Source organism: Halopseudomonas litoralis, from assembly GCF_900105005.1.
Taxonomy (GTDB): Bacteria; Pseudomonadota; Gammaproteobacteria; order Pseudomonadales; family Pseudomonadaceae; genus Halopseudomonas; species Halopseudomonas litoralis.
Genome location: NZ_LT629748.1, coordinates 1,601,798 through 1,620,261, shown reverse-complemented (window position 1 = coordinate 1,620,261; position 18,464 = coordinate 1,601,798). Strand labels below are relative to the sequence as shown.

The window sequence follows — 18,464 nt, the reverse complement described above, 5'->3', positions numbered from 1 at the left end:
CCTCACACGTCCAGCAGCGCTTTATGCTTGATATGCCGGGCGAACACGGCCATGAACTGCGAATCAAGCCGCGCACCCCAGACCGCCAGCGAATGACCAACGATCCACAGCACCAAGCCTGGAATCCACAATTGCAGGCCCAGCCCGACAGCGGCGGCCAGCGTGCCGTTGGCAATCGCCACCGTGCGCGGCGCACCGCCCAGCAGGATCGGTTCGGTCAGCGAGCGATGCAGCGGTACTTCAAAGCCAAGCGCAAACTCATCAGGGGCACTCATACGATGGCCCCGCCGGAGAAGCTGAAGAACGACAGGAAGAACGAGGATGCGGCGAAGGCGATGGACAGGCCGAAGACGATCTGAATCAGCTTGCGAAAGCCGCCACTGGTGTCGCCAAAGGCCAGCGCCAGGCCGGTGGCAATAATGATGATGACCGCGACGATGCGCGCCACCGGCCCCTGAATGGAGTCGAGGATAGATTCCAACGGTCCTTCCCAGGGCATTGAAGACCCGGCGGCGTGCGCTGTGCCGACCAGCAATAGCATCAGAGCGGCGAGCAGCAGTCCCTGTCCGGCAGGACGGGCCAAGCTGCGCAGCCGTGCCAAGTTGAAAAGCGGATTGTCAGAAAGACGGAAAGCATCAATAGGCGTCATGGCGTTCTCCAGAGTGTTTGGGGATTGAGGAAGGAATATCTGAAACAGGCGGTAGCTCGGGAAGCGACGCTTCCAACGCATCCGTCAGGTGATAGCCCATGCCGTCGAAGCCAACGACGCGGGCAATGGTGTCGATGCGGCGCTTGCGGCCGCGACCGGCGATGTAGACGACGACATTGACCGCCTCGGCGATCAGTGCACGCGGCGGATTCACGGCGACTTCGAGAATCAGTTGCTCCAGGCGCAGCAACGCGCCCAGCGCGGAACTGGCATGGATGGTGGCAATACCGCCGGGATGGCCGGTGCCCCAGACCTTGATAAGATCCAGCGCCTCGCCGCCGCGCACTTCCCCCACGATCACGCGATCGGGTCGCAGGCGCATCGTGGCGCGCACCAGTTCCTGCATGGTCACAACCCCGGCGCGGGTACGCAGCGGCACATGGTCACGCGCGGCGCATTGCAGTTCGATGGTGTCTTCAAGAACCAGCACCCGGTCGCCGGTGGCGGCGATCTCGGCCAGCAAGGCATTGACGAGCGTGGTCTTGCCAGTACTGGTGCCACCGGCAATCAGGATGTTTTGCCGTTCATGCACCGCCCGCACCAGAAAGTTCGCTTGGGCGGCGGTCATCATGCCGTCGGTGACATAGCGCTCCAGCGGAATCACGCCCACAGCGCGCTTGCGCAAAGCGAAGGCAGGCCCCGGCGCAGCCGGTGGCAAGATGCCCTCGAAGCGTTCGCCGGTTTCCGGCAACTCGGCGGTCAGCAGTGGCTGACCACGGTGGACTTCCGCGCCGACGTGGGCCGCCACCAGCCGAATGATGCGTTCGCCATCGGCTTCCGACATTTCCACACCCAGCGGTGCACGGCCCGAAGACAGGCGATCCACCCACAGCGTGCGGTCGGGGTTGAGCATAATTTCCACCACATCCGGGTCTTCCAGCGCGGCGGCGATCAGCGGCCCCATGGCAGTGCGCAGCATCTGGATACGGCGATCCAGCGAGGTGGATAGAGAAGATGGCGAAGACTGCGGCGCGGCGTTCATGAGACACGCTCCCGCTCGTCAAACGGCGCTGTCACGTCATCCATTCGTACCGGTTCGGGATGCAGCTCTTCCACCACGTCACGCACCAGGTTGCGACCGCGCAACAGGTGGCGGCCCAACTGTTCGACAAACTGCTCGAACCTCGCTTTGCCCTGGGCGCGGGCGGCATCCTGATGGGCTTCGGGAACCGGCGTGCTCACCGTCAGGTAGTAGCGGACAAACAGGGCCAGCGTCTCAATCTGGATATTCTGGTCGCGCTCCAGCCGCTCGAACTGGCGCGACAGCCGATCCAGCCGCTTGGCGATGGCGGCCTCGCGCTGGTCGCCCGCGTCCGGCGACAGCCAGGACGCCAGCGCGGCGGCGACAATGGACGACTTGGACACGCCTTTTTTGGCGGCCAGTTCGTTCAGGCGCTTGGCATGATCGGGGTGGATGAAGAGATTCAGGCGGGCTTGGCTCATAGCTGGATTCCATCGTCAGGATCAAGGGATGCCAGCCGCGCCGTGCGTTGCAGCGTCGGATCAAGCTGGCTTGGGAGAGAGGCCGAGAGAGGCAGCGGAAAATCATCGTCATCGAGCAGCGAGAGGTCGCTGGTCGGGTATTCCGGTTCAGGGCTGTAGGTGGTGGCGTCGGACAGCTCCGGTTGCTGGCGTGGGCCGCCGTCATCGCCCGAATCTCCCGGCCCAGCCGTTGCAGCCGTTGCAGCCGTTGCAGCCGTTGCAGCAACATCCGGCATGGCAGGAACAGCTAACGCACTCCAGTCATCTGCGCGTGCCGGCGGGACATCGGCATAACCACCGTCCGTCAGTGTCGGCGGCGGCAACACGCGGCGCTTGAAATTGGCGTCAGCGTAGTAGCGCAGCTTTTTCGCCTTGATCGGCGCATGACCTGCCACCATCACCACCGATTCATCCGTGGGCAGTTGCATCACTTCCCCCGGCGTCAGCAGTGGTCGCGCCGTTTCCTGACGCGACACCATCAGGTGGCCCAGCCACGGCGCGAGCCGGTGGCCTGCATAGTTACGCTGGGCGCGCAGCTCGGTTGCTGTGCCCAGGGTTTCGGAGATGCGCTTGGCGGTACGCTCGTCGTTGGTGGCGAATGTCACCCGCACATGGCAGTTGTCCAGGATCGAATGGTTCTGGCCGTAAGCCTTGTCGATCTGGTTGAGCGACTGCGAAATCAGGAAAGCGCGTAATCCATAGCCCGCCATGAAGGCCAGCGCCGACTCGAAAAAGTCCAACCGCCCCAGCGCCGGGAACTCATCAAGCATTAGCAGCAGCTTGTGACGGCGCTCCACGCCATCGCTGCCATCCAGCGATTCGGTCAAACGTCGGCCGATTTGGTTAAGGATCAGTCGGATCAACGGCTTGGTGCGGTTGATATCCGACGGCGGCACCACTAGGTACAGCGACACGGGATGCTCAGCTGATATGAGATCGGCAATACGCCAGTCGCATCGAGAAGTGACTTCGGCCACCGTGGGGTCGCGGTACAGGCCAAGGAACGACATCGCCGTGGACAGCACGCCCGAACGCTCGTTGTCGCTCTTGTTCAGCACTTCACGGGCGGCGGAGGCGACAACCGGGTGCGGCGTCTCGCCCAGGTGCCGCGTGGTCATCATCCGGTGCAAGGTCAGTTCAAACGGGCACGCCGGATCGGACATGAAGTTGGCGACCCCGCGCAGCGTCTTGTCTTCACCCGCGTACAGCACATGCAAGATGGCGCCGACCAGCAGCGCGTGGGAGGTTTTCTCCCAGTGGTTGCGCTTCTCCAGCGCCCCTTCGGGATCGACCAGAATGTCCGCGATGTTCTGCACGTCGCGCACTTCATGCGTGCCGCGACGGACTTCCAACAACGGGTTGTAGGCAGCAGATTGGGGATCGGTGGGATTGAACAGCAGGCAGTGTGAGAAGCGCGAGCGCCAGCTAGCGGTGATCTGCCAGTTCTCGCCCTTGATGTCATGGATGACGGCGGACGCGGGCCATGACAACAGCGTGGGCACCACCAATCCGACGCCTTTGCCTGACCGTGTCGGCGCGAAGGTCAAGACATGCTCGGGGCCTTCGTGGCGCAGATACTGGTCATCGTGCAAGCCGAGAAAGACACCTGCCGGGTTGGTCAGTCCGGCTTTGCGAATCTCTGCCGTATCGGCCCAGCGGGCGGAACCATAGGTTGTAACCAACTTGGACTGGCGAGAACGCCAGATCGACATACCGATGGCGACCACCACGGCTACCAGACCGCTGCCGCCGGCAATGGCACCACCGATATCAAACACATGCGATGCGTAGGCATCAAAAAAGAACCACCACTCGAACAGCTTCCAAGGGTGATAGATCGGCGTACCGAAGAAATCGAACCAGGGCGTGCCAAGGCGTACTTGATAGCCCAGCGCGGCGGCTGTCCATTGTGTGGCACTCCACACGCCGGCGATCACGATGCCGAATACGACGGCGATCTGCCCGAACAGCACATTCGTCCCCTGCATTGCCTGGCCTCCGATACTCCTGCGCAACATTGCGCTGAAAGGCGACACAGCAACGTGCCGCAATCACGAGGATCGGTGCCGGGTCAGTGCCGGTCAAAGACCGTTATCGGGACAAAGATCGAGAAAAAGGCATGAATGCGCGCAGCGGCGAAAGCAGGAAAAACGCCGCAAGCGAAGGCGCATTGCGGCGTGTTGAGCGGGAAAGCAGAAAGAAACAGAAAACAGGAGGCGAACTGCCCACAATCAGAACTTCGGTGGGTTCTCCGATGGCGTGTACGGCACCTCACCGTCGCCATAAAACCGCTTGCGCGTCGCTTCGGACACTCGGTTGCACAGCGCATCGCCCAGCTTGGCACGATCCAGCTTGCACTGCTGCCGTAACTCCTTCAACCGCACGGGGTCGGCTGCCAGTGACTCCACCGTTTCGGTGGCGGCAGGTTCGGATGGACCACAGCCCGCCAGCACAACAACAAGCAGAAACAGCATGATCTTGTTCATGACTCGATTTCCTCCGGGGTATCAGGTTTTGGTGCAGCGGAAGGCGTGTTCTCTCGCGCCAGTTCAATGGCACTCACCCGCTCGATAAAACGGGATAATGTTTGAGAAGGTTCAGCATTCAGGCACAGCAAGTAGGTTGTGAGAACCGGCGAACGCCCCGCGAGGGGCCGCGCCACAACACCTGGCTCACGGTTGGCGATGATTTGCGAAGCACCTGCCAGCCCCAGCGCAAATCCTGCCGACACCAGCGTCATCATCAAGTCCAAAGAAGCAACCTGTTCAGCCACCAGCGGCTCTGCATCTACAGCGCGCAACACACGGGCGACCTGACGCGCATGACCTTCGCATACGACCGGGTCACACATGACCAGCGGATAGCGCAGCACCTCGTCCAGAGGTATGCGCTTGTGACTCAGGATAGGGTGCCGTTCAGGCACTGCGACCATCAGCGGGTCAGTCCAGACAGGCTCGGCGAGGATGCCATCGCCTACCTCGTCAGATTGCGCAAAACCCACGTCATACAGATCATCAATCAGTCCCTTGATCTGTTGCGACAGCGGCACCTCAAACAAACGAATATCGACCTCGGGTTCGTCCAAGCGACACTGTGCCAACACAGCGGGCAATCGCGACGGCGTAATACCATCAGACAAGGCAATGCGTAGTTGACCATGGAAACCATTGGCTGCTGCCCTGACGCTGTCGCGTGCTTGCTCAAGTGCGGCGAATACCCGTGGTACATGCTCAAGGAATAAGGTGCCCGCGCGGGTCAGCCGCGTGCTGCGCGTAGTACGCGCAAACAGCGATACGCCCAGCTCTTCCTCCAGTTCCTTAATGGCGCGCGACAGCGGCGACTGCTCAATATGCAGCCGCTCGGCTGCTCGCGCAAAGTGAAGCTCTTCTGCAACTGCAATAAAGCAACGAAGGTGTCGGAGTTCCATGAAGCCTCATTCTAGAACTTCGACGCCGATATGGCATCGAAAAGGAAATCTGCCCCTTTGTGGCTACAACGAGGCATGTTAACCGGCGTAGGCGTCTAAATGACAAGGGTCCGTCTACTTACCGGATTGTCTGTCATCGCGCACATTCCTCAGAATTTCGACTCCTCCTTTGAAAGCGACAGCCGCAATCAAGGCCCCCGCCACGAGATCCGGCCAGGACGAACCGAGCCAGAGCACGAGCCCACCTGCCACGATTACACCGCCATTGGAAATAAAATCGTTAAAGCTGAAGGTCTCCGCTGCCTTCATGTTGACATCATTGGATCGGACACGCCGCAGCAGAACAATACACCACAGGTTGATTCCAGCAGCCATTAACGCCAACACCATCATCACCGGCCCCAGCGGCTCCGCACCGTAGAGCCAACGTCTGACGACATCCGCCAGAACGGCGGCGGCAAATAATAACAACATTATCCCTGACATCGTTGCCGCCCCGCGTTTCCACGCGGGACGACGATCTATTGCCAGGTAACTCAGTAGATAAACAGCCGCATCCGATCCGTTGTCTATTGCGTTGGCGAGCAACGCGCTTGAGTCAGCCATCCAGCCGGCTACTCCCAGCCCAGCGAACAGAGCAAGATTCCACAACAGCACCTGCCCCAGGATGCGCTTCTGCAAAGCAATATCGGGCCTCATGTCGCGTGGCGCTTCGGACGATGTTGTGTCAACGTCTGCGCGGCAAATGTGGGCAGCACCAATAAGGTCAATACAGTTGCCGTGATCAGACCGCCGATAACGACAGTCGCCAACGGCTTCTGCACTTCGGCCCCCGAGCCTGCCGCGATCGCCATCGGAATAAAGCCGACGATCGCAACCAGTGCAGTAGTCAACACCGCACGCAAGCGGCTGGCTGCGCCTGCGGCTGCGGCCTCTATCGGCGAGTCGCCGGCGGTCAGGCGTTCGCGAATCGCCTGCATCAGTACTAGGCCGTTAAGCGTAGCAACACCTGACACAGCGATGAAACCCACGGCAGCCGTGACGGAGAAGGGCATGCCACGTACCAGCAGCGCTAATGCACCTCCAACCAGTGCCAACGGCACGCAGACGAACACCAGCGCGGCTTCACGGAATGTACCTAGTGCCATGTACAGCAGCGCGCCAATCATCAAGAAGACAACTGGGATCACCATCATCAGTCGTGCCTCTGCACGCTGTAGGTTCTCGAACTGCCCGCCCCAGGTTAGATATACACCTGCGGGGAGCTGCACGTCATCCACCGCAACCTGTGCTTCTTGAACGAACCCACCCAGATCGCGACCGCGCACGTTGGCCTGCACGACGATCCGTCTGCTGCCATTGTTGCGGCTGATCTGGTTGGGACCTTCGCTTATTTCCACTCGTGCGACAGAGGACAGCGGCACCATCGTGCCATCCGGCGCGACAATGGGCAGCGCCGCAAGCTGCGCCGGATCATTGCGCGCATCTTCAGCAAACCGGATAACCACATCGAAACGGCGGTCGCCCTCAAAGATCTTTCCGGCGGAAGTACCACCGACGGCCGTTGCCACCGCCTCGCTCACATCGGCGGCCGTCAACCCGTATTGCGCAGCAGCGGTGTGATCAACTCGGACAGTGAGCGTTGGCAGTCCAGAAACCTGTTCCACGCGGACATCTGCAGCGCCCTCTACTCCCCGCAGCTTGAGCGCGACCTGATCTGCGGTACCCTGCAAAGTTTCGAAGTCGTCCCCAAAAACCATGACGGCAAGGTCAGTACGTACACCGGATATGAGCTCGTTGAAACGCAATTCGATGGGTTGACTGAATTCAAATGCATTACCAATCTGATTTCCGACTATCGATTCGAGGCGGCCGATCAGCTCTTCCTTACTGAGCGACTGGTCGGGCCATTCTGCGCGCGGCTTTAGCACAATTACGCTGTCAGAAATGTTGGTTGGCATTGGATCAAGGGCCGCTTCCGCTGTCCCGGTACGAGAGAAGATTGTCTCGACCTCCGGTTCGCTCGTGAGTGCCTTCTCTAGCGCAAGTTGCATCGACAGCGACTGTTCAAGCGAAGCCGATGGAACTCGAAGAGCCTGCATGGCAAGGTTGCCCTCATCTAGCGTAGGCATAAACTCGCGGCCCAACGACATGAACGTTGTGGCGCCAATCATGAGCATGATGATGGCACCTGCAAATACGGAACGTGGCCGTCTTACTGCGGTGCGAATGATCGGTTCGACCTTGCTACGCACAAAGCGGATTGCCCGCGTCTCATGCTCGCCATCTCCCCCCTCTTCCTGTTTATGAGCAACGTCCCCAGGCTTGGCCTTGGGTTCGCGCACAAACAGCGCAGCCATCGCCGGTACAAAGGTGAACGAGAAAATGAAGGCACCGGCCAAGGCAAGCATGAACGTCGCTGCCATCGGCTGAAAGGTCTTACCTTCGACACCTTCCAGGGTGAGAATCGGTGCGAATACCAAAAGGATAATGACCTGGCCAAACGCGGCAGGGCGCGCCATCTTGCGCGCAGCCTGGATCGCCACTCCCAACCGCTCACCCGCAGATAATGGACGCCCCAGCTCAGCTCTTTTCTGACCGAGCATGAGCAAGGTAGCCTCGATAACGATCACCGCACCATCGACAAGGATGCCGAAGTCGAGCGCACCTAGGCTCATGAGATTGCCACTGATTCCAAAGCGGTTCATGCCAATTACCGCGAACAGGAATGACAATGGAATCACTAGTGCCGTTATAGCTGCCGCGCGGAAATTACCGAGCAGTAGAAAAAGCACCACAATGACCAGCAGGGCGCCTTCCGTCAGATTCTTGGCTACCGTTTTGATTGTGGAATTCACTAGCACGCTACGATCGAGCACAGGTTCGGCCACGATGCTTGGTGGCAGCGAACGGTTGACCTCAAGCAAGCGTTCAGCCGCAGCCTGTGCCACGGTGCGGCTATTGCCGTCGGCAATCATCAATGCAGTGCCGAGAACGGCTTCGTGTCCATCGCGCGTCGCGGCCCCCAATCGCGGCGCCCGCCCTAAATTCACGCTTGCCACGTCTGAGACGCGGATGACGAGGCCATCACGATTGACAACCGGGGCCTGAGCCAGATCGTCAACCGTCTGCGCAAGGGCATCGGTTCGAACGATCAGCCCCTCACCCGCACGCTGTATGTATCCGGCACCGGCCTGGACGTTGGCGCGCTCGAGCGCCTGCACAAGATCGCCCAGACTCAAGCCATAGACGGCCAACCGTTCGGTATTCGGACGGATAGCGTATTCCTTTACATAGCCGCCTATCGTGTCGACATCCGCAAGTCCTGGAGCCGAGCGCATCTGCGGCGCAATGATCCAGTCCTGCACAGTGCGCAGATAGGTGGCCCGCTCCTCTGGAGTAGTGAGCCGTTCGCCTTCCGGCGTCAGATAAACTTCGTTAGCTTGCCAGCCAGGCTCGTTCGGTTGTTTAACATTCTCCGGATCGAAAGGTATGAAATCCACCGTCCACATCAACACCTCGCCCAAGCCCGTGGTCACCGGCGACATCATCGGTGCGACCCCTTCGGGCAGATCCTCCTGAACTTCACGCATTCGTTCGGCCACTTGCTGCCGCGCGAAATAAATGTCGGTCTGATCAGTGAAGATGGCCGTGACCTGAGAGAACCCGTTGCGCGAGATCGAGCGGGTACTTGTCAGTCCCGGAGTACCAGCTAACGCCGTTTCCAGCGGAAAGGTAACCTGACGCTCAATCTGTCCGGGCGCGAGCGCCGGCGCGATCGTATTGATTTGTACCTGGCGGTTGGTGATATCCGGCACGGCATCGACCGGGAGCTTGGTGAGTTGAAAAAGCCCATACATCGCGATGACTGCGGCGGCGAAAGTCATCGCCCAGCGGAAGCGCACCGCTGTTTCGATAATAATTTTGAACATATGGAAAGTCCTTAATGAGCGTGTTCGGCTTCGCCTTTGGCAAGTTCCGCCTTGAGCAGGAATGCATTCGTGCCGGCGATGCGCTCATCACCCGAAAGCCCATTTAAAATTTCTATATTTCCACCAGCGCGTCGACCCGCGAGCACCGGCGTAGCGCGGAATCCATTCCCTTCGGCCACAAACACCACTGATTTCCCATCAACGGTTTGAATCGCGTCGGCGGGAACGATCAGACCACTTTCCTGATCATCTGTAACGACGATCGCTGACATGGGTGACCCGGCAGGCGGTAGAGCATTTGAGCTTGACCGCGCGCGAATAACGGTTGCACCGCTTTGCTCACGTGCATTAGCCGCTACGCCCACGACCACGGCTTCGAAACTACCGGACGGACCCGTGACTTGGAGACGGGTTCCAGAGGTCACCTCAGATGCTAATTTCGGAGGAGCGTTGAAAATAAGTTCCACACGGCTTGGATCCGAGACTTCCGCAATGGCGCCCCCCGATGCGACTAAGCCACCCGCCGTGATATGCACTGCGCCGACTACTCCCGCGATTGGACTGACGATGTTTATGCGCCCCGAGGCGTTGGGTGAGCCGCTCGCTGCGACCTGCGCTTGCGCTGCCCTGGCAGCCGCGTCGGCGGCAAGTGAGCGGGCGCGTGATGCTTCCATGTCCTGGCGAGCCACAACTCCCTGTTCAACAAGGTTAACATCGCGTTGATAGACGAGGCGTGCAGCCTCAGCTTCGGCAATTGCGGCATCCGCATTCGCGCGTACCGTAGCCGCATCGCCACTGACTAAAACGGCCAGGGGCTGACCGACCTTAACTAATGAGCCCGGCGCGACGTGTAATTGTTCGACTCTACCCCCGGTGATTGCTGCTACGACCGCCCGAGCATCCACCGCAGACTCGACCCGACCCGATAGACGATACTCAGTACCACCGCCTCTGCCCACTCCTACGATGCTGATGCCCGCAGATTCGATTTGCCTCGTTGTTAATACGACGACACCTTCCTCGGCTTCTTCGTCGTGCTCCCCGTTCTCACCATGATCATCGTGCCCAGCTTTAGCATCAGGCTCATCATGATCATCATGATCATCGTGCTCGGTTTGAGCATCAGTCTCAGCGTGAGTAGCGTGCTCTGTCTGCGGAATTGACTGGGCAAGCCCAAAACCAGCCCCAGCGGCGGCCAAGACAATAACGGTTGCTCCACAAAGGAGACGGATATTAGTGGATGTCATCTTTACTTCCTAAAATGGGGTGCGGCCGTCGAGGCGCGCGAGTTCAACAGCTGCGCGGACGCGCGCTAATCGGGATTCCACGGAGGTATTGCGTGCGGCAATCAAGTCAGATCGTATGCTGCGCAACTCCAACTGCGAAATGCGCCCTGCATCGAAACCAACGCGTGCCAAGCGATAAGCTTCTTCTGCGGCCGTCACGCCTTTGTCGGCTGCCCGGGTGCGGGCAACCGCTGCCTCCAGCTGAGCTTGTGCAGCGCTACGATCTGCCCGCGCTTCCAATTTCAAACTGGCCAACCGCGCCTCGGCAGCTCGCTGCTCGGCTCGGGCTGCACTGATAGCACCCTTGTTTCTGTCGAAAAGCGGAACAGATACGCTAATACCAAAGCTGAATGCTTGACTTTCGTACTCTTCGTATCGTGTAACACCAAGCGAAGCGCTGACATCAGGACGTGCGCGGAGTCTCTCCACGTTCACATAACGACCAGCGGCAGCCAACTCGGCCTCAGCAACCCTAACCCCCAAGGGGTTAACGCCATCCGACATGAAGGGCTTAGGTGTTCTGTCTAGCAAACTAGTGTCAATAGATGTGACCGGCTCGGTCAAGTTTGCAACTGCCGCGAGGCGCGCGAATGCAGCGTTCCGATTTGCCAGTGTTTCGTCTGCAACTGCACGAGCAGCTTCCACTTCGCTTTCAGCTTGAACGCCGCGAAGCTCTGCCTCGCGACCAGCTTTCACCAGGGCCATCACCGCATCAGCATCCGCCTGCGTCAGCGACAACGCTTCGACAGCCAACTCATGCTGCAACGAGGACGTTTCTGCTTCGGCATAGATCAGCGCCAAGCGACCAGCGACGGCTGATAACGATTGGTCACGGCGAAGAGAAGCGGCTTTGGCTTCTGCTTCGGCAGCTCCGATACGCGCACCTCGCTGACCCCACAACTCCAAAGGCTGGCTGACCGAAAATGTGGTCTCAGCACCTTCGTAGCCGCTGTATGGAGAACTACCGTAAGCGTTATCGGCATCCAACGAGATAGTAGGATTAGGCAGCGCGCGAGCCTGCTGCGCGCGACCACTGGCGGCTTCAAATAATGCTTCAGCTTCGAGCGTAGCCGGGGCCTGGTCGAGAAGCCTGACCAATTCTTCATAGGCTGGTGCTGGAGCGGCCGGCGCAAGTGGAGCAAACACAAGTGCTGCAGCAGCCGCAGCGAATACAATCGTATGGAACGGCCAGCCAGACGGCGTGAACATGAAATCCTCCGAATTTATGATGGATCCCCCTTAAGCTATTGATATGGATCGATGGGTTAGCCGAGGCCCAGCAACAGCTCATTGTTGGATTCAGCGCCGAAGCTGAGATAACCATCTCATTCACGGCACACAGTTATACAAATCAATAACGCCACCCCACATCCGAGTCGCAGCTAGAAAAACGTGACGAGAACAAGTTACGGGACTCGGAGATTCTACTCTTTTTCCACTGACATCAAGATGTCCTCAAGATTACAAAAATGTCATTTAAAACCACTTCACGATCATGTATATTACTATCGATTTCGTCAAAGAACTCAAGAGTGCCCGACTCAATCAATAGCAACGTCATAACTTATTATGGACAATGCAACCACACCCAACATGAGTAAAAAATGCGCGTACTGATAGTTGAAGATGAGGAGAAAGCTGCAAGCTACTTACATCAAGGTTTAAGTGAGAGCGGTTACATTGCAGACAAAGCTTCAAACGGCATTGATGCTCTTCATCTTATCAATGAGCAGCACTACGATTTAGTAATACTAGACGTAAACCTTCCTAAACTGGACGGCTGGGATGTATTGAAATACATACGAGACCGTAACAGCACCCGTGTCCTGATGTTAACAGCCCGAGGCCGTTTATCTGACAAAGTGAAAGGGCTCGATTTAGGCGCGGATGATTATTTAGTAAAACCCTTTGAATTTCCAGAATTGCTGGCTCGTATCCGCACCTTATTAAGGCGTAGCGGAAATATATCAGCGTCCTCCGTACTGAAGGTAAGCGACCTGGAATTGGAACCAGAAACGCATCGGGCGTTTCGCGGTTCGGAGCGCATTGATCTAACCAGTAAAGAGTTTGCACTCCTACACTTACTGATGCGGCATACTGGCGAAGCGCTTTCGCGCACCCAGATTATTTCGTTAGTATGGGATATGAATTTTGATTGCAACACCAATGTTGTTGAGGTCTCCATCCGAAGACTTCGTGCCAAAATTGATGAACCATTTGAGAAAAAACTAATTCATACGATTCGAGGTGTGGGTTATGTTTTAGAGGAAAGACCGTGAAGCCATTAAGGCTATCTCTTCGGCTAGGAATTTCTGTTGGTGCCATGGGGGCAATGCTGGTCATAATTGTAGCATTGTCAATATATCTAACGCTGGCCTTTCAGCTTGACTCGATAGCAAAAAATGATTTAAAAAGCAAGCTGATTCAAATTGAACATAGCTTGAAAGACGACGCAAACGGTAATAATCTGGCAGATTACCCACACACTTTATATGACATAGTTATGGGTCATGACAACCTGGATTTGGCAGTATATGGTTTATATCCGCAGCTGGAAGAACTGATTAATATTGGCAAAAACTCCTCGCCCTCATATCTATCCGCCATCGCAGCGACCGAGAACCCTCGGTTCCAATCATGGACAAATGAGACCGGATTACGCTATTTGACTGTCTCAAAAGCCATAGAGCTTGATAATGACGTCAAAGTAAAGGTGCTGCTATCACTCGATAGAACCCAAGATATAGACCTTATATACACGAGTTTGAAAGCAGCGCTTTTCTTTTTACCCTTTCTTCTTATCTTAATTAGCGCTGGCACCTGGTTTATCGTTCAGAGAGGACTAGCCCCTTTAACAAAATTCAGTCAAATCGCATCCAGAGTGTCAACCAGGGATCTTACTCACAGAATAGCTGATGACAAACTTCCGCAAGAGTTGAGTGAATTAGCAAAAGCAATAAATTTCATGCTAAATCGCCTTGATGATGGAGTTCAACAACTTTCACAATTCTCCGACGACCTTGCACATGAATTACGCTCCCCAATCTCAAACCTCATGGGAGTGGCACAAGTGACATTATCTAAAAAAAGACCGCCAGAAGAATATAAAAACGTCCTTGAATGCTGCGTCGAAGAGCTGGAACGCGTCTCCCATATCGTGTCCGATATGTTGTTTTTGGCTCAGACTGGCAGCCTAACCAGCCTACCTCCTTTTGAGTTTATTCGTCTAGAGGAAGAAGCAGCCAGTGTAATTGATTTACTTAATGTCATTGCAGAGGAAAAAAAAATAACCTTAAATATGGCGGGGACCGGTGTTGTTCACGGAAACAGGCTGATGATACAGCGTGCAATATATAATATTTTGTCGAACGCCATTAATCATGCCTCTATCCACTCCAACGTCCAGGTGACAATAGGAGTCATACGGAAAAGCATTGTGTTATCAGTCGAGAATCTTGGTGATGAGATCCCTCAAGAACACCTTCCCTACTTATTTGAACGATTCTATAGGATTGATGAAAGCCGTTCACGTATAGAGGGAGGCACTGGGCTTGGACTGGCTATAGTTAAATCCATCATGACCTTACATGGCGGCAAGGCTAAAGTATCAAGCAAACCTGAAGGTATCATTGTTTTTTATCTAGAATTCCCCAACATCCAATAAAACGTATAGATATTTTTTCCGATTTCGAGCAGCAGAGACCAAGCTCTACAGCCAACATCACTCTAGACTTTTAACTTATTTATTATAATACGAAATCAGCAAGCATGTCAGCCAGACTAACAATCAAAAAACCGCACACTGAACCGATATTGTGAACAAACAACCAAAATTAACTGTGTCCACCATCCTCAACCAAGACGATAAGTGGACACTAAAGAACACAATGCAAACAGAACAAACAAAGCATATCAAGCATCAGGAACCATACAACTCAAAACAAGTCAGCCTTGCCCTTCACTTCCAAAGACTACAACTATTCCTCATTTGTCTTTTGCCACTTCTTTTTTATTATCCTCAACTTGTTTCTGTGATTTTTTGGCGCCGCCGTCTGTTTGTACATGAGGCGGAGCACCAGCCGGCCTAACCCCGCTAAGAGCATTATTGCTTCCATCTTCTGCCACACTGACTGTTGCAAACAGCATAACAACAAAAGGGATTATCAATTTACTAATCATATGCATGGGAAACTCCAAAAATGCAAAAATTCATAACACTCAAACAGGTAAACTACGTTAACAAGCTAGCATGAGTCAGCTTCGACTAACAATATGTGCAAACCCGGTTTCATCATTCATTACGAAACTGTAATCTACGTGCAATCCACGAGTAATCTTCCATTAAAGTCATGTGATTCATGTTTCATTGACAAGGAGATACAGTGGTTCCTTCGCGACCTCGTCACGATCTTTATCCATTCATGACCAAAAATTACGCATATTTTCTAGCCATTTCTAACCATGAGTCCTACACACACCCATCTTACGATACTCAAGAGTATGTAAATTTCCGTTGGAATCTTTATAGGTCATTCTGGCTGGCTGAACATTACAGCTGGAGTCGACACGAGTCATATTGACGACTTTTGCAACGTCCATTTTCATACCATACTGGTACTGCGTCACCTTTGGCGGAGCTAGCCCGCGCGCCGCCGCATATTCTTGCATCGCCTTTTCATTTTTTTGCATCAAAGGCCTATAGGTGGAATCGCCATCTCCTTTGGCTATAGCTGTTGCAGACATTGACAAAGCTGAAACAACCAAGAGAACCCTAAATAAAACCATATTTATAACTCCTGTTAAGCATCAGTCTAGATTATACGAAACGGGAGCTATCAAAAGAGTGGACAGAGCATTACATTTCTGTAATAAACCATATAAAAATGACATCCAACCTTCAAGTTCTCAAGAAAACAGAACTCATATCGAAGTAAAATATAATATCATGATGAGATCAGCTAGCACTCTCATATACCTAAGACTAAAACTTAAAATAGCGAAGCTTCCAAACAAGAATTACCCGAATAACCAAGTATGGGAACCTCGTGAGAGGTCAGGGATTTGGCATACTGCAAGCCAGGCATGACTCAGTGTCCAGACTTCAACCAGCTTTCCGCCGGTCAGCTCCGTGCCTGCGTCGCTACGAAACTGCTAGATCGCGGGGATAACAAAGACTTAACTTTGGCAGATCGTGGATGCGCTCATCGAGAAGCTGACCCATAAAGTGGCTACCCTCAAGCGCCACAAATTTGCCCGACGCAATGAACAGCTGGGCGTGCATTAAGCGCTGCTGCTGGAAGAGTTAATCAATGACGACATTGCTACCATCGAAATCGAACTGGCGGATGCGCCGTTCCCTGAAGCCAAACCAAAGCAATAGCCCGAACACGCCCCCGCCGGCAGGACTTCCCCGACTGCTGATCCATCATAAATCCGAGAACACGCAGTGCCACTGCCGCTGTAATTACCCAGCGCCTAGAGGAGCTATATCTACGAGCCAGTCCAGCGCTGGTTTGGAAGAACTATATCCAGCGCCGGACTCGGTTGCAGTATCGTGCGAATTCGTCGCCGAACAGTCTGGTCAGCGCCCGTTCTTCCGAACCAATCTGGAAGCGGTTCATATACAGAACAAACCCCAGAACCCCAAGCAGCGCCGGTGGCCAAGCGAGGAAAATTGACCAGGCCACCAGAGCAGTGGCGAAGCCCAGGTACATCGGATTTCGCGTGTAGCGGTAGACGCCCGCTGAGACCAGCGCCGAAGCCGTCTCCGGTCTCAGCGGGTTAACCGTGGTGCGGGCATGGTGGAAAGACAATACGCCGGCCAGACAGATAGCCGCACCCAGCAGCAGAGCCACCAGGCCCGCGCCCACACGCCACTCAATAGTCAGTTCAAGGCCGCCGGGAAGCTGATGAGCGGCGACCCACATCAGCAGGCCGAATAGGGTCGCAACCAGGGGTGGCGGTATACGGTTCTCCAGCCAGTGCATGGCGTTACTGCCTAGCCTTGGCGAGCTCACTGAGCACCAGTTGGCGCAGCGGCTCGGGGCCAAACTCGGTCAGCGGCTGGCCGTTGACGAAGAAGGTCGGCGTGCCCCGAATGCCAACTGTCTCGACGTCTTGCATATCAGTCTTGAGTACGGCGTCGACTGCGGGCAAGTTCATATCGGTGCGTGCCTTGTCGATGTCCAGTCCAACCGAAGCAGCTGCCTCCCAGGCCTTGGCAACCTCAGGGTCATCATGCCAGCCGGGTTGAGCAATAAGCACCGCTTCCAGCACTTGCGGGAAAAGTTCCTGTTTGCGGGACGCCTCCAGCAGACGGGAAACTTCTTCGGAGCCTCGGTGGAACAGCACATAGCGCAGCACGAGACGCACGTCGTTGGGATTCTCGGCGAGAATCTTTTTCACGGGTGGATAGAACGCGCGGCAGGCCTCACAGGAAGGGTCGAAGAACTCGACGATGGTGACGGGTGCGTTGACTGGACCAAGGACTGGCGAGTGGGATCGCACCAGTGCGCTAGCGCCCTGCGCAGTGGGCGCGGCCTGCTTCTGGGGTGGCGGCGTAGCGCCCTGATAGAAGAAGGCAGCGGCGGCGAAGGCGGCCAGCAGCAAGGCGCTGATGATGACTACTAAGGTACGGCGATTCATTGGGCGGTTCTCCGACGGATGATAAGAAGCAGGATGGCGATAGCGACAAATGTACCCAGTGCCAGCAGCGGCAACGGGATGCCACCGAGAATGGTCATGTTGGCGTCTGAGCAAGACGGCCCGGTGGCGTTGCAAGGTTGAATACGCTGTGGAATCAGACCGGCATATAACAAGCTATGGCCGAGGGCAAGCAAGGCACCGATACCAGCGAGGGGCAATGCGTAACGCCAGCTGTCGAAATCTGAGCGATAACAAGCCACGGCCAGGATCACCGCCAGAGGAAACATGAATGCGCGTTGAAACCAACAGAGCACACAGGGTACCTGCCCCATCACTTCGCCAATGAACAGTGCGGCGAGTGTCGCGAACAATGCCAGCAGCCAGGCCAGAAGCAGCAATACCCAAGGATCGAAAGAAGCTTTGCTAGTCATAGATCTCTTCATTACGGGTTATTTCAGAAAAACCGGTGCTTCTAATCGTGGCAGGAGCGATCGGAAAGCGCCTGCAAGATCCCGCATGACGCCGTCGGTGCGGGGTTCGAACATTTCTCGCGCAAAACCGTCAGGTGCTGCTTCAATTGCAGCAGCTCTTCAACACGTATCTCCACCGCGCGAATATGCTCATCCAGCAAAATATTCACGTCGCCGCAATCTTCGTAAGGCGTATCCCGGTACTGAAGCAAGGTGCGCACTTCGTCCAGGGTCATATCGAGCGTACGGCAATGCCGAATAAACTGCAGACGCTCGATGTGCTCCTCGTTATACAATCGATAATTCCCTTCGCTGCGGGCAGGCTCTGGCAATAGCCCTTCCTTTTCATAATAGCGAATGGTTTCCACTGTGGATTCTGTGCGCTTGGCAAGCTCGCCGATCTTGATTGACATTGCCATCTCTCCCGTCTGAACACTAGAGCTACTATAGGCTTATGCCGCAAAAAATCAAAACCGCTTGATTGGCTTCAGGCGGACTCTGGCTGCTTGACTC

The 18,464-nt window shown here is 55.6% G+C and carries 19 protein-coding genes; 2 read left to right on the top strand and 17 right to left on the bottom strand.

Annotated elements, in window-relative coordinates; genetic code table 11:
• Positions 1-2 precede the first annotated feature (2 nt).
• The 11 genes from BLU11_RS07910 to BLU11_RS07860 all read right to left on the bottom strand — a co-directional run bounded on the left by BLU11_RS07910 (position 3) and on the right by BLU11_RS07860 (position 12,045).
• Positions 3-275 (bottom strand): VirB3 family type IV secretion system protein, encoded by a 273-nt coding sequence (locus tag BLU11_RS07910; protein ID WP_090272829.1) that lies wholly within the window; start codon positions 273-275, stop codon positions 3-5.
• The gene (locus tag BLU11_RS07905; protein WP_090272828.1) at positions 272-649 is read right to left on the bottom strand and encodes a TrbC/VirB2 family protein; all 378 of its coding nucleotides are present in this window, start codon (positions 647-649) and stop codon (positions 272-274) included. Before BLU11_RS07905 ends, BLU11_RS07910 begins: the two co-directional genes overlap by 4 nt.
• Entirely contained in the window at positions 636-1,691 is a 1,056-nt protein-coding gene (trbB, locus tag BLU11_RS07900; protein ID WP_090272827.1) for a P-type conjugative transfer ATPase TrbB, read from the bottom strand. Before trbB ends, BLU11_RS07905 begins: the two co-directional genes overlap by 14 nt.
• Positions 1,688-2,152, bottom strand: a complete 465-nt coding sequence (locus BLU11_RS07895) for a CopG family transcriptional regulator (RefSeq protein WP_090272826.1) — start codon at positions 2,150-2,152, stop codon at positions 1,688-1,690. The genes trbB and BLU11_RS07895 overlap by 4 nt, the downstream gene beginning before the upstream one ends.
• Positions 2,149-4,179, bottom strand: a complete 2,031-nt coding sequence (locus tag BLU11_RS07890) for a conjugal transfer protein TraG (RefSeq protein WP_090272825.1) — start codon at positions 4,177-4,179, stop codon at positions 2,149-2,151. Before BLU11_RS07890 ends, BLU11_RS07895 begins: the two co-directional genes overlap by 4 nt.
• A gap of 243 nt (positions 4,180-4,422) precedes the next feature.
• A complete protein-coding gene (locus tag BLU11_RS07885; RefSeq protein WP_090272824.1) occupies positions 4,423-4,677 on the bottom strand; it encodes an EexN family lipoprotein in 255 nt (84 codons plus the stop codon).
• On the bottom strand, positions 4,674-5,618 hold the full coding sequence (locus BLU11_RS07880) for a LysR family transcriptional regulator (protein WP_090272823.1): 945 nt from the start codon (positions 5,616-5,618) through the stop codon (positions 4,674-4,676). The genes BLU11_RS07885 and BLU11_RS07880 overlap by 4 nt, the downstream gene beginning before the upstream one ends.
• A gap of 114 nt (positions 5,619-5,732) precedes the next feature.
• On the bottom strand, positions 5,733-6,317 hold the full coding sequence (locus tag BLU11_RS07875) for a cation transporter (RefSeq protein ID WP_090272822.1): 585 nt from the start codon (positions 6,315-6,317) through the stop codon (positions 5,733-5,735).
• On the bottom strand, positions 6,314-9,550 hold the full coding sequence (locus BLU11_RS07870; RefSeq protein ID WP_090272821.1) for an efflux RND transporter permease subunit: 3,237 nt from the start codon (positions 9,548-9,550) through the stop codon (positions 6,314-6,316). The genes BLU11_RS07875 and BLU11_RS07870 overlap by 4 nt, the downstream gene beginning before the upstream one ends.
• Positions 9,551-9,561: 11 nt before the next feature.
• Positions 9,562-10,797, bottom strand: a complete 1,236-nt coding sequence (locus tag BLU11_RS07865; protein WP_090272820.1) for an efflux RND transporter periplasmic adaptor subunit — start codon at positions 10,795-10,797, stop codon at positions 9,562-9,564.
• Positions 10,798-10,806: 9 nt separating this feature from the next.
• Positions 10,807-12,045: a TolC family protein gene (locus tag BLU11_RS07860; protein ID WP_090272819.1), complete on the bottom strand. Its 1,239-nt coding sequence runs from the start codon at positions 12,043-12,045 to the stop codon at positions 10,807-10,809.
• Positions 12,046-12,440: 395 nt separating this feature from the next.
• On the opposite strand from BLU11_RS07860, the gene BLU11_RS07855 reads away from it, so the two are divergent.
• Together BLU11_RS07855 and BLU11_RS07850 are read left to right on the top strand one after the other, a co-directional pair.
• The gene (locus BLU11_RS07855; RefSeq protein ID WP_090272818.1) at positions 12,441-13,115 is read left to right on the top strand and encodes a heavy metal response regulator transcription factor; all 675 of its coding nucleotides are present in this window, start codon (positions 12,441-12,443) and stop codon (positions 13,113-13,115) included.
• Positions 13,112-14,500, top strand: a complete 1,389-nt coding sequence (locus tag BLU11_RS07850) for a heavy metal sensor histidine kinase (protein WP_090272817.1) — start codon at positions 13,112-13,114, stop codon at positions 14,498-14,500. Before BLU11_RS07855 ends, BLU11_RS07850 begins: the two co-directional genes overlap by 4 nt.
• Positions 14,501-14,820: 320 nt before the next feature.
• Here the strand turns inward: BLU11_RS07850 and BLU11_RS19240 are convergent, their stop codons facing one another.
• The 6 genes from BLU11_RS19240 to cadR form a co-directional block, all read right to left on the bottom strand.
• Positions 14,821-15,021: a hypothetical protein gene (locus tag BLU11_RS19240; protein ID WP_157718625.1), complete on the bottom strand. Its 201-nt coding sequence runs from the start codon at positions 15,019-15,021 to the stop codon at positions 14,821-14,823.
• 270 nt (positions 15,022-15,291) lie between these two features.
• On the bottom strand, positions 15,292-15,621 hold the full coding sequence (locus BLU11_RS07845) for a DUF2790 domain-containing protein (RefSeq protein ID WP_090272816.1): 330 nt from the start codon (positions 15,619-15,621) through the stop codon (positions 15,292-15,294).
• A 737-nt stretch (positions 15,622-16,358) separates the two neighbouring features.
• Entirely contained in the window at positions 16,359-16,823 is a 465-nt protein-coding gene (locus BLU11_RS07840; protein ID WP_172828680.1) for a methyltransferase family protein, read from the bottom strand.
• A 4-nt stretch (positions 16,824-16,827) separates the two neighbouring features.
• A complete protein-coding gene (locus tag BLU11_RS07835) occupies positions 16,828-17,481 on the bottom strand; it encodes a DsbA family protein (protein WP_090272815.1) in 654 nt (217 codons plus the stop codon).
• A complete protein-coding gene (locus tag BLU11_RS07830; RefSeq protein WP_231702291.1) occupies positions 17,478-17,912 on the bottom strand; it encodes a disulfide bond formation protein B in 435 nt (144 codons plus the stop codon). Before BLU11_RS07830 ends, BLU11_RS07835 begins: the two co-directional genes overlap by 4 nt.
• Positions 17,913-17,953: 41 nt before the next feature.
• Complete coding sequence (gene cadR, locus BLU11_RS07825) at positions 17,954-18,358, bottom strand: Cd(II)/Pb(II)-responsive transcriptional regulator (protein ID WP_172828713.1); 405 nt, start codon at positions 18,356-18,358, stop codon at positions 17,954-17,956.
• Positions 18,359-18,464: the final 106 nt, after the last annotated feature.

Bases quoted from the DNA above. Each gene is read 5' to 3' on its own strand.
- BLU11_RS07855 (WP_090272818.1), top strand. From the start codon at position 12,441: ATGCGCGTACTGATAGTTGAAGATGAGGAGAAAGCTGCAAGCTACTTA.
- BLU11_RS07880 (WP_090272823.1), bottom strand. From the start codon at position 5,618: ATGGAACTCCGACACCTTCGTTGCTTTATTGCAGTTGCAGAAGAGCTT.
- BLU11_RS07870 (WP_090272821.1), bottom strand. From the start codon at position 9,550: ATGTTCAAAATTATTATCGAAACAGCGGTGCGCTTCCGCTGGGCGATG.
- BLU11_RS07860 (WP_090272819.1), bottom strand. From the start codon at position 12,045: ATGTTCACGCCGTCTGGCTGGCCGTTCCATACGATTGTATTCGCTGCG.
- trbB (WP_090272827.1), bottom strand. From the start codon at position 1,691: ATGAACGCCGCGCCGCAGTCTTCGCCATCTTCTCTATCCACCTCGCTG.
- BLU11_RS07845 (WP_090272816.1), bottom strand. From the start codon at position 15,621: ATGGTTTTATTTAGGGTTCTCTTGGTTGTTTCAGCTTTGTCAATGTCT.
- BLU11_RS07835 (WP_090272815.1), bottom strand. From the start codon at position 17,481: ATGAATCGCCGTACCTTAGTAGTCATCATCAGCGCCTTGCTGCTGGCC.
- BLU11_RS07890 (WP_090272825.1), bottom strand. From the start codon at position 4,179: ATGCAGGGGACGAATGTGCTGTTCGGGCAGATCGCCGTCGTATTCGGC.
- BLU11_RS07830 (WP_231702291.1), bottom strand. From the start codon at position 17,912: ATGACTAGCAAAGCTTCTTTCGATCCTTGGGTATTGCTGCTTCTGGCC.
- BLU11_RS07910 (WP_090272829.1), bottom strand. From the start codon at position 275: ATGAGTGCCCCTGATGAGTTTGCGCTTGGCTTTGAAGTACCGCTGCAT.
- BLU11_RS07895 (WP_090272826.1), bottom strand. From the start codon at position 2,152: ATGAGCCAAGCCCGCCTGAATCTCTTCATCCACCCCGATCATGCCAAG.
- BLU11_RS07875 (WP_090272822.1), bottom strand. From the start codon at position 6,317: ATGAGGCCCGATATTGCTTTGCAGAAGCGCATCCTGGGGCAGGTGCTG.
- BLU11_RS07905 (WP_090272828.1), bottom strand. From the start codon at position 649: ATGACGCCTATTGATGCTTTCCGTCTTTCTGACAATCCGCTTTTCAAC.
- BLU11_RS07840 (WP_172828680.1), bottom strand. From the start codon at position 16,823: ATGCACTGGCTGGAGAACCGTATACCGCCACCCCTGGTTGCGACCCTA.
- BLU11_RS07885 (WP_090272824.1), bottom strand. From the start codon at position 4,677: ATGAACAAGATCATGCTGTTTCTGCTTGTTGTTGTGCTGGCGGGCTGT.
- BLU11_RS19240 (WP_157718625.1), bottom strand. From the start codon at position 15,021: ATGCATATGATTAGTAAATTGATAATCCCTTTTGTTGTTATGCTGTTT.
- BLU11_RS07865 (WP_090272820.1), bottom strand. From the start codon at position 10,797: ATGACATCCACTAATATCCGTCTCCTTTGTGGAGCAACCGTTATTGTC.